9 protein-coding genes are annotated in these 9,335 nt (G+C 70.3%); 6 read left to right on the top strand and 3 right to left on the bottom strand.

Translation table 11 applies throughout. The features are described from left to right. Nucleotides 1-509: 509 nt before the first annotated feature. Nucleotides 510-1,340, bottom strand: coding sequence for a MarR family winged helix-turn-helix transcriptional regulator (locus AC08OT_RS16145; RefSeq protein ID WP_476602985.1), 831 nt, complete (start codon nt 1,338-1,340; stop codon nt 510-512). Between the two features lie 320 nt (nt 1,341-1,660). Here AC08OT_RS16145 and AC08OT_RS16140 point away from each other — a divergent pair, with 320 nt between their 5' ends. The 6 genes from AC08OT_RS16140 (at nt 1,661) to AC08OT_RS16115 (ending at nt 5,799) form a co-directional block, all read left to right on the top strand. After that, entirely contained in the window at nt 1,661-3,184 is a 1,524-nt protein-coding gene (locus AC08OT_RS16140; RefSeq protein ID WP_476593951.1) for an aromatic/alkene/methane monooxygenase hydroxylase/oxygenase subunit alpha, read from the top strand. An 88-nt stretch (nt 3,185-3,272) separates the two neighbouring features. Next, complete coding sequence (locus tag AC08OT_RS16135; protein WP_462187827.1) at nt 3,273-3,521, top strand: toluene-4-monooxygenase system B family protein; 249 nt, start codon at nt 3,273-3,275, stop codon at nt 3,519-3,521. Nucleotides 3,522-3,528: 7 nt separating this feature from the next. Next, the gene (locus tag AC08OT_RS16130) at nt 3,529-3,939 is read left to right on the top strand and encodes a monooxygenase system ferredoxin subunit (protein WP_476597412.1); all 411 of its coding nucleotides are present in this window, start codon (nt 3,529-3,531) and stop codon (nt 3,937-3,939) included. After that, complete coding sequence (locus AC08OT_RS16125; RefSeq protein WP_476593949.1) at nt 3,936-4,241, top strand: MmoB/DmpM family protein; 306 nt, start codon at nt 3,936-3,938, stop codon at nt 4,239-4,241. Before AC08OT_RS16130 ends, AC08OT_RS16125 begins: the two co-directional genes overlap by 4 nt. Before the next feature lie 2 nt (nt 4,242-4,243). Then, the gene (locus AC08OT_RS16120; protein ID WP_476593948.1) at nt 4,244-5,269 is read left to right on the top strand and encodes an aromatic/alkene monooxygenase hydroxylase subunit beta; all 1,026 of its coding nucleotides are present in this window, start codon (nt 4,244-4,246) and stop codon (nt 5,267-5,269) included. A gap of 41 nt (nt 5,270-5,310) precedes the next feature. Beyond that, the gene (locus AC08OT_RS16115; RefSeq protein ID WP_476593947.1) at nt 5,311-5,799 is read left to right on the top strand and encodes a beta-class carbonic anhydrase; all 489 of its coding nucleotides are present in this window, start codon (nt 5,311-5,313) and stop codon (nt 5,797-5,799) included. A 258-nt stretch (nt 5,800-6,057) separates the two neighbouring features. Here the strand turns inward: AC08OT_RS16115 and AC08OT_RS16110 are convergent, their stop codons facing one another. Continuing rightward, the gene (locus tag AC08OT_RS16110) at nt 6,058-8,640 is read right to left on the bottom strand and encodes a Tex family protein (protein ID WP_476593946.1); all 2,583 of its coding nucleotides are present in this window, start codon (nt 8,638-8,640) and stop codon (nt 6,058-6,060) included. A gap of 402 nt (nt 8,641-9,042) precedes the next feature. Beyond that, nucleotides 9,043-9,335: maltotransferase domain-containing protein (locus tag AC08OT_RS16105; protein ID WP_476602984.1), on the bottom strand; the 293-nt coding region annotated here is incomplete at its 5' end.

The raw sequence follows: 9,335 nt of genomic DNA, 5'->3' as shown, positions 1-9,335 counted from the left end.
TCCCAAAGCACACTCCCGCCCCGTACCGGGCGGAGAGGAACGTGGGCGCGCACCAGAATCCGATCATGAAAATAACCCATTCTTGACCATGGTAATTACACGTAGAACACCGGTAATCCGCCATCTAACACGCCCGTCGAGCTCACTTTTCCCGATCACCACAACTGCGCCGGACGGCTGTCTAACCCTGGCTCCACCCTGCGGACCCTGTTCGAACGGACCGGCCCCCCAGCCGGCTCCGACGAGGCGATCGAGACCGGCCGGGCCGCCGTCGCGGACACCCCCACCGACGGGAGAAGCCGGGGTGGCCCTGGGGCGCCTGGGTTGGTCCGGGCCTGGCTGCCCTGATACTGGGTAGTGAGGCTGGCGCCATGACCGACACCACTGACACGGCGGCCATCGCCGTTGACGGCGGCCTGGTGACCGCCATCCCGGCTTCCTGAACCACTCCCGCCGAACCGGGCGGCGTGCGTGCTGCCTGGTACCGGCATGGCCAGGCAGCACGCCCCTCAGCCAGCCACAATCGCGGCATGAGCCCAGCGAGTAGCCTGAGCGACTTCCTGCGGACCCGCCGCGCCCGCTTGCATCCATCGGACCGATGGGCCCGCCGGCCCCCTCCTCGCGCAGCTGATCGGTGAGCTGTCGACAACGGACCCCGCGGGCGTGCCGTCGGGCAGGCCGACCGCGGCGCCGCGGCGGGCGAACTCCTCCTGGGTGAGGTGTTCCGGGCAGTCGACCCGGATGTCGGACGGCCCGAGGCGGTAGTCGAAGAACGCGCAGCGGTGAACGGTGGGTTGGGTGCGGCGGGTGGGCCGGGCGTGGCGAGGCGCGGGTTCGAAGTGCCGGCAGGTGGTACACGTGCGCGTCACGCTGATCAGGTGTTCGGCGTGCAGGCGTTCCAGCAGGTCCAGGAGGGTTGCGAGCAGCTGCTCGCCGTCCGGGCGGGGGATCCTGGCGGTCGCCACCTCGACCGGGGCGGTCCACCGGGAGACCGCGTGCGCGGTCTGCTGGCCGTCGGCGGTGAGGTGGAGCCGGTAGTGACGCCGGTCGGCGGGGTCCTGCTGGCGGCCAACGAGCCCTTTGCGGCGCAGGGCTGCCACGGCGTCGCTGACGGTGGGGTCGGCCACGTCGAGTTCACGTGCCAGTGCGCTGGTTCGGGCCGCCGGGGGTGGTCCCGCGTAGAGGCGGGCGAGGACCCGAAGCTGGGTGGGGGACAGGTCGTGCGCCTCGGCCGAGCGGCGGGCGAGCACCTGCAGGGCCTCGCCGATCCGGTCGAGGACGGCCACGATCTTCGCGTCGAGCCCGGGGTGGCGTTCCTCGGGGGTGCCGGGCGGCCTCACGCGCGCGGTCCGAACGCCGCGTGTATCGCCAGCACCGCTGCCTCCTGCCGTTGGGACTTTCCCGGGTTCGCGACGGCCGACCCGCCGCGAGGGTCGTGACGGGGAACGTCGGAACCCGCGAGTGGACCTTAGCAATCCGATCCGCCCGGACCGGATCGTTAGGAATCCTTGACATCAAGGGTCGTCCCGCACATAGTTCTCCTTGTCGACTGAAACTGTCGAGATGGCGGCCGGTGCCGGGTTGGGCCGTGCGGCGCGTGAGCGTTGCCGGACCGGGCGGGTCCGGTCCGCGTCCGTGGGGGAACACCAAGGAGGCGAGCATGCCGAAGCTTGCCCGCAGTGACTGGTACGACCTGGCCCGCGACACCAACTGGTCGTTTGGTTACGTGTCCGAGCAGGACGTCTTCCCAGAGGAGCTGTCGGGGACGGGCCGGGTCTCATCCGAGGAGTGGCTGGCCTGGGACGAGCCATACAAGATCGCTTATCGGGAGTACGTGCACAACCAGGTGACGAAGGACACCACGACGTACTCGGTCAAGAACGCGATCGCCCGCTCGGAGCTGTTCGAGAAGCTCGACCCGGGATGGAAGTCGGTGATCCTGGCGCACTATGGCGCGATCACGATGCCGGAGTACCTCGCCTCCATCGGTGAGGCGCGGATGGGCCGGTTCGGGCGGGCGGCGGCGTGGCGCAATACGGCGACGTTCGGCACGCTCGATGAGGTCCGGCACGGCCAGATCCAGGCGTTCTTCCCCTATGGGTTGATCGGGAAGGAGCCGCGGGCCGACTGGGCGCTCAAGGCGTTCCACACGAACGAGTGGATCGTGCTCGCGGTCCGGCAGCTGTTCGACGACATGTTCGTCGCCAACGACGCGCTGTCGATCGCGCTGCAGCTCACCTTCACCCTTGAAACCGGTTTCACGAACCTGCAGTTCCTCGGCATGGCAGCCGACGCGATCAAGGTGGGTGACCTGGAGTTCGGCTCGCTGATCTCCAGTATCCAGACGGACGAGGCCCGCCATGCCCAGCAGGGCGAGCCGACCATCAAGATCCTTGCCGAGGGCGGCCACAAGGACTGGGGCCAGTTCCTCATCGATCACATGTTCTGGCGGTCATGGCGGGTGTTCGCGCTGCTGACCGGCCTATCGATGGACTACTACACCCCGCTCGAGCATCGGACGATGTCGTTCAAGGAATTCATCGAGGAGTGGGTGATCAAGCAGTTCTCCGACCAGTTCCGGGACTTCGGTCTGGAGTATCCGTGGTACTGGGAGGAGTTCGTCAACGAACTCACCTGGTACCACCACGCGATCCACCTCGGGGTGTGGAACTGGCGGCCGACGGTCTGGTGGAACCCGGACGCCGGCGTCTCGGCGGACGAGCGGGTGTGGCTGGAGGAGAAGTACCCGGGCTGGAACCGTACGTTCGGCAAGTACTGGGACGTCATCGGCGACAACATCCGCGCGGGGAAGGGCGAGGCCACCTTCCCGGAGGCGCTGCCGTTGGTGTGCAACCTGTGCCAACTGCCGATCGTGCGGGCCGCCGGCGTGGAGGCCGGCGCGCTGGCCTCGGCCGCTCCGCTGCGCCACACCCACGGGGGCCGTGACTACCTGTTCTGCTCGGAACCCTGCAAGTGGATCTTCACGCAGCGTCCGGAGCGGTTCGCCGGGCACCGGTCGCTGGTGGACCGGTTCCTCGCCGGCGAGATCAGCCCGCCCGACCTCGGCGGCGTGCTCGCCTACATGGGGCTGTCGCCGTCCGAGCAGGGACAGGACGCCACCGGCTACGCCTGGGCACAGGCCGCGGCGGCGGGCGCAACCGGCGCCAGGGCGGCACGGCGATGACCCCCGGGGCGCAGGTGACCCCCGGGGCGCAGGAGCACTCCCACGAGCACGTCTACGTCCACGTCCACGAGCACTCCGAGGGGGCCCGATGGCTCTGCTGCCGCTGAGCGCGGTTTTCGAGCACGACTTCGTGTCGCTGCTGGTGGCGGTGGACGACGCCGACACCGTCGAGGCCGTCGGCCAAAAGATCGCTCACCACGTCGTGGGCCGGCGTCTGCCGGCCAGCGACGCGCCGGTGGGGGTCCGCCACAACGGTCGGGTGCTCGCCCGCGAGGCGCGCATCGGCGAGGCCGGCGTCGGCCCGCTCGACCATGTCGAAGCCTTCTTCGATGAGTAACACGTCGATGAGTAGCGCGTCGGCGGGTGGCACCGCAGTGGCGTGGACCGACGTCGCCTCGCTGGACGAGGTGTGGGAAGGCGACGTGCTCGAGGTGACCGCGGGCGCCGAGCAGGTGCTGCTGGCGCACCTGCCCGGCGGGGCGCTACGGGCGTACCAGGCGGTGTGCCCGCACTCGCGATTCCCGCTGGTCAACGGCGCCGTCGAGGACGGGGTGCTCACCTGCGCCGCGCACCACTGGGAGTTCGACCTGGCGACCGGCGAGAGCCTCAACCCGAGCGACTGCCGACTGTACAGCTTCCCGGTGCGCGCCGACGGTGAGCGGATCATTGTCGGGATCCCACCCGACGGCCGACGTCACTACAACCGGTGCCGTGGCGCTGCGACCGCGGCACCGACGGGGAGACGATTTTCATGACCGCCGACTCCAGCCGCCTGGTAGGCCCCATCGTCCGCGGATTCGACCCGGACGTCGTCGAGGCACTGTACGCCGCAATCGAGAAGGACAACCCCGACCAGACGCTGGTCGTGGAGGACCGCAACGGCTACGTGCGCATCAACGCGCCCCGCTTCCTGCGGGTCACCCGCGCCAGCCTGGAGGAGGCCGCCGGTCGGTCCGTCCCGCTCGCCACACTCGAACCCGCCCTCGCCGGCTTTGCCGGGCGGATGCGGTACGTGAGCGACGACGAACTCGTCTGGTACCTGGACCGGAAGGACTGAGGATGACTACCGCCCCCACGGCGAGGCCCCTGCGCACTTGGAGTGTGTTCGACGGGGCCCGCCGCAAGCCGAACGAGTACGAGACCGTCACCGGCCACTTCCACTACCACTTCGGGCGGCAGCCGGCCCCGTTCGACCTTGATCCTGACAGTCCGATCAACCGGTGGTACCTACGCTACCGCGAGGGCTCGCCGCTGCGGGGCGTGGACTGGGAGGCGTTCCGCGACCCCGCCCAGCTCAACTACCGCCGCTACATCGCCCTGCAGCACGACCGGGAGATCTACGCCGAAGGCGTCGTCGACCACTTCGAGGCCCTCGATGCGGATGCCGGCCTGAACCCGGCCTGGGTGGGTGTCCTCGCGCGGCTTTACCTGCCCGCCCGCTACCTGTTCCACGTGTTGCAGATCACCAGCCTGTACGTCGGCCAGCTCGGACCCAGCGCCTACGTCAGCAACGCCGCGTTCTTCCAGGCCGCCGACGAACTGCGCGCCCTGCAGTGGATCGCCTACCGGGCCAAGGCGCTGTCATTGGTCCATGGCGCCGACCTCGCCGACAGCCGGGCCACCCGACGGTTCTGGGAAGAAGACCCGGCCTGGCAACCCGCCCGGGAGGCGCTGGAGCGGTTGCTGGTCGCCTACGACTGGGCGGAGGCCTTCACGGCGCTGAACCTCGTCGTCAAGCCGGCGCTCGACACCCTGCTCAAGACCGCCCTCCCCGACCTCGCGGACGCCAACGGCGACGGCCTCACCGCCCAACTGCTGCGCGAGTCCGGCGTCGACGGCGCCCGCAGCCGGGCGTGGAGCGCGGCCCTGGCCCGCCACGCCATCGCCGAACGGCCCGACAACGCCGCGGTTCTCGCCGTCTGGGAAGAAAGCTGGCGCCCCCGCGCGGAGAAGGGCGTCGCGGGCCTGGCGGCCCTGTTCGGCGATGCCCCGAACCCGGCTAGCCCGGCCAAGGTCACCGCCACCGTCGCCGCGACCATCGCGGCGTTCCGTGCCTCCTGGACCGGCACGGCGGACCCCGCCTGAACCTCCGGCCTCCACCACCGATCCGCCCCCCGGAAGGACCCATGTCCGTCACCGACGACTACCTGACCAACAACGCCGCCTACGCGAAGACCTTCGCCGGGCCGCTTCCGCTGCCGCCGTCCAAGCACATCGCCGCCGTCGCCTGCATGGAAGCACGGCTCAACGTCTACGCGATCCTCGGCCTGGGCGACGGCGAGGCTCACGTCATCCGCAACGCCGGCGGCGTCGTCACCGACGACGAGATCCGTTCCCTCGCGATCAGCCAGCGCCTGCTCGGCACCCGCGAGATCATCCTGATCCACCACACCGACTGCGGCATGCTGACCTTCACCGACGACGATTTCAAACGCTCGATCCAGGACGAGACCGGGATCAAACCGGAATGGGCCGCGGAGTCGTTCACCGACCTGACCGAAGACGTACGCCAGTCGATCGCGCGGATCAAGGCGAGTCCGTTCATCCCGCATACCGGCGCCATCCGTGGCTTCATCTTCGATGTTGCCACCGGACTGCTCACCGAAGTCGCGTGATATCCGCCTGCCGCACCCTGCTGTTCAGCGCCTTCGAGTATCGACTCACCATTATCGGTATCACCGTCGGTTCTTTCTGATGACACCGTATTTCTGACGACACCGGACTCCGTCCGCCGTCGGGGTGCTTCGGGGATCAGTACCGTCGATCCGCGAAGCACCTCCGGGGGGAGCCAGGTGAGTGGGGCCGGCGGGAGGCGCCGGAGCCGATAATTCCCGGCCCGACCCGCCGGCCCCACCCGTCACCTGGTCAGTGGGTCAGCCGCGCTTGCGGCCGGACTCGCCGAGAGTGATCTGGTCGCCGTTGACGATGCCGGCCCGGCGCAGCGCCTCGGCGATCGCGCCGTCCGGCACACTGGATCCGCTGCGGCCACCGGAACCGTTCCTGCCACCGGAACCGCCGTGGCCACCGGAACCGCCACGACGGCCCGTGCCACCGCGTCCACCGGAACCGCCGGCACCACCGGCACCACCAGCACCGCGACCGCCGGCACCACCACGTTCGCCACTCGCGGTGCCCCGGCTGCCATCCCGCTGATCACCACGATCACGGCTCCCGCCGCGTCCGGCGCCCGCACCCGCGGCTCCCCGCCGGTCACCCTCGCCGTCCCGGCGACCCGGACCCCCGGCACCGGCCTCGTCGTCCAGCCGCAGCGTCAGCGAGATCCGCTTGCGTGGGATGTCGACGTCGAGAACCTTCACCGTCACGATGTCGCCGGGCTTGACGACCTCGCGCGGATCGCTGACGAAGTTCTTCGACATCGCCGACACGTGCACCAGGCCGTCCTGGTGAACGCCGATGTCGACGAAGGCCCCGAACGCGGCGACGTTCGTGACGGTTCCCTCCAGGGTCATGCCGGGGACCAGGTCCGCGAGCGTCTCGATCCCCTCGGTGAATGCCGCCGTCCTGAAGGCCGGCCGCGGGTCACGGCCGGGCTTCTCCAGCTCGGCGAGGATGTCGGTGACGGTCGGCAGGCCGAAGGTGTCGTCGACGAACTCGCTCGGCTTCAGGGCTCGCAGGACCGCGCCGTTGCCGATAAGGGAGCCGAGGTCGCCGCCGGTCGCCGCGAGGATGCGCCGCACCACCGGGTAGGACTCGGGGTGCACGCTGGAGGCGTCCAGCGGATCGTCCCCGCCGGGGATGCGCAGGAAGCCGGCGCACTGCTCGAACGCCTTCGGCCCGAGGCGGGGGACGTCCTTCAGTGCGGCCCTGGTCTGGAACGGCCCGTGCGTGTCGCGGTGGCGCACCACGCTCTCCGCGAGGCTCGCCCCGATTCCGGACACCCGGGTCAGCAGCGGGGCAGACGCGGTGTTGACGTCCACCCCCACCGCGTTCACGCAGTCCTCGACCACCGCGTCCAGGGATGACGACAGCCGGGACTCGGACAGGTCGTGCTGGTACTGCCCAACCCCGATCGACTTCGGGTCGATCTTCACCAACTCCGCGAGCGGGTCCTGCAGCCGCCGGGCGATCGACACGGCCCCGCGCAGCGAGACGTCGAGCCCGGGGAGCTCCGCCGCGGCATAAGCGGACGCCGAATACACCGACGCCCCCGCCTCCGACACTGTCACCTTCGTCAGCGACAGCTCCGGGTGCCGGCGGATGAGGTCCTCGGCGAGCTTGTCGGTCTCCCGGGAGGCCGTCCCGTTCCCGATCGAGATCAGGTCGACGCGGTGCTCCCGGGCGAGCCGGGCCAGGGTAGTGATCGACTCGTCCCACCGCCGTGCCGGGACGTGCGGATGAATGGTGTCGGTGGCGACCACCTTGCCGGTCGGGTCGACCACGGCGACCTTCACTCCGGTGCGGTACCCCGGGTCGAGACCCATGGTCGCCCGGGTCCCGGTCGGCGCCGCGAGCAGCAGGTCACGCAGGTTCGCCGCGAACACCCGCACGGCGGTGTCCTCGGCGGCCGTCCACAGCCGCATCCGCAGATCGACGCCGAGGTGCACAAGGATGCGGGTGCGCCAGGCCCAGCGGACCGTGTCGAGGAGCCACCGGTCCGCCGGCCGGCCCGCGTCGGAGATCCCGAACGTCTCGGCGATCCGCGTCTCGTAGTCGGTCGGCCCGGGCGGCGGGGCGGCGTCCGGCTCCGCCGGCACGCCCGGTTCGAGGGCCAGGTCGAGGATCTCCTCCTTCTCCCCCCGGAACGCCGCGAGGATGCGGTGCGACGGCAACGAGGTGAACGGCTCGGAGAAGTCGAAGTAGTCCGAGAACTTCGCCCCCGCCTCCTCCTTGCCCTCCCGGACCCGGGAGACCAGGACACCACGCGACCACATTCGCTCGCGCAGCGTGCCGATCAGGTCAGCGTCCTCGGCGAACCGTTCGACGAGGATCGCCCACGCCCCCTCCAGCGCGGCACCCGCGTCGGCCACGCCCTTCTCCGGATCGACGTAGGCCGTCGCTGTGGCGTACGGGTCGAGCGAGGGGTCGCCCAGCAGGCTCTCCGCCAGCGGTTCGAGGCCGGCCTCCCGGGCGATCTGCGCCCTGGTCCGCCGCTTCGGCTTGAAGGGCAGGTAGATGTCCTCCAACCGGGCCTTGGAGTCGGCGGCGAGGATCTGCGCCTCCAGGGCGTCGTCCAGCTTGCCCTGCGACCGGATCGACTCGAGGATCGCGCCGCGCCGATCCTCTAGCTCCCGCAGGTAACGCAGCCGTTCCTCCAGCGTGCGCAGCTGCGTGTCGTCGAGGGTGCCGGTTGCCTCCTTGCGGTAGCGGGCGATGAAGGGCACGGTGGCACCACCGTCGAGCAGGTCGACCGCCGCCGTCACCTGCCCCTGGCGCACGCCGAGCTCCTCGGCGATCCGCTGATGGATGGACTGCTGCGGGACAGATGTCGTCGTCACAATCCCTGATCCGCCTTCTCGTCGATCTTCGGTCGCCGGGCCGGGGGCCGGCCGCGTCGTCGTCGCTCGGGCGCCGTGCGGTGATACCCGCGCCGATGCTCTGACTGCGAGACTACGGGTGATCACGCGGTTTTCCGCCCGCGGGCGGCGGTCCCGGCGCGGGTTCCCGCGTTCCCGCAGCCTCCTGGTTTCGAGCGCAGGCCTCCTGGTCTCGGCTGCCAGCTTCCTGGTCTCGGGCATCGTCCCCGCGTGGCGCGGTTACGGCGGCGACCGGCCCGGCCCGGCGTGGCCCGCCTGGCCGGAGAACCGGTTCCGGGGTGGCCGGGTCGTTTCTGCTACCAGCTCTGATGAGCTGGGCGGTCTGATTGTGTTGCGGTGTATATCCCATTGGTTCGGCATGACCTACGATGTGTCCGTGCACACTGGGGACGGGGCTGCCGGCGCGGGCCGCGTGTATTCTCGGCATTCCGCCGCCGAGGTCGCGGTGAGTGGCCGGGCGGGCTCCCGTGGGGGCGACCCGCGCTTTGCCGCGTCGGGCCGCGAGGCGTCACGCAGGCGGCCGCGGTCCGGCTTGTCGACGTCGTCGGCGAGGCGTTCCAGCAGCTGGGCGCCCACCTCGAACTCGACGTCGAGCGGATCGCCCGCATCGGCGCGGAGGCGCAGGTCGTGGCGCCACGTCGCGAACCTGTCGATCC

This window comes from Frankia sp. CgJB1 (genome assembly GCF_977947065.1).
Note: the sequence above shows the minus strand (reverse complement) of the source record. Positions and strands in the feature narration are given on the sequence as shown.

What these genes read in the sequence shown, in the direction of transcription:
- AC08OT_RS16140 (WP_476593951.1), top strand. Translation starts at nt 1,661, where the DNA reads ATGCCGAAGCTTGCCCGCAGTGACTGGTACGACCTGGCCCGCGACACC.
- AC08OT_RS16135 (WP_462187827.1), top strand. Translation starts at nt 3,273, where the DNA reads ATGGCTCTGCTGCCGCTGAGCGCGGTTTTCGAGCACGACTTCGTGTCG.
- AC08OT_RS16130 (WP_476597412.1), top strand. Translation starts at nt 3,529, where the DNA reads ATGAGTAGCGCGTCGGCGGGTGGCACCGCAGTGGCGTGGACCGACGTC.
- AC08OT_RS16125 (WP_476593949.1), top strand. Translation starts at nt 3,936, where the DNA reads ATGACCGCCGACTCCAGCCGCCTGGTAGGCCCCATCGTCCGCGGATTC.
- AC08OT_RS16120 (WP_476593948.1), top strand. Translation starts at nt 4,244, where the DNA reads ATGACTACCGCCCCCACGGCGAGGCCCCTGCGCACTTGGAGTGTGTTC.
- AC08OT_RS16115 (WP_476593947.1), top strand. Translation starts at nt 5,311, where the DNA reads ATGTCCGTCACCGACGACTACCTGACCAACAACGCCGCCTACGCGAAG.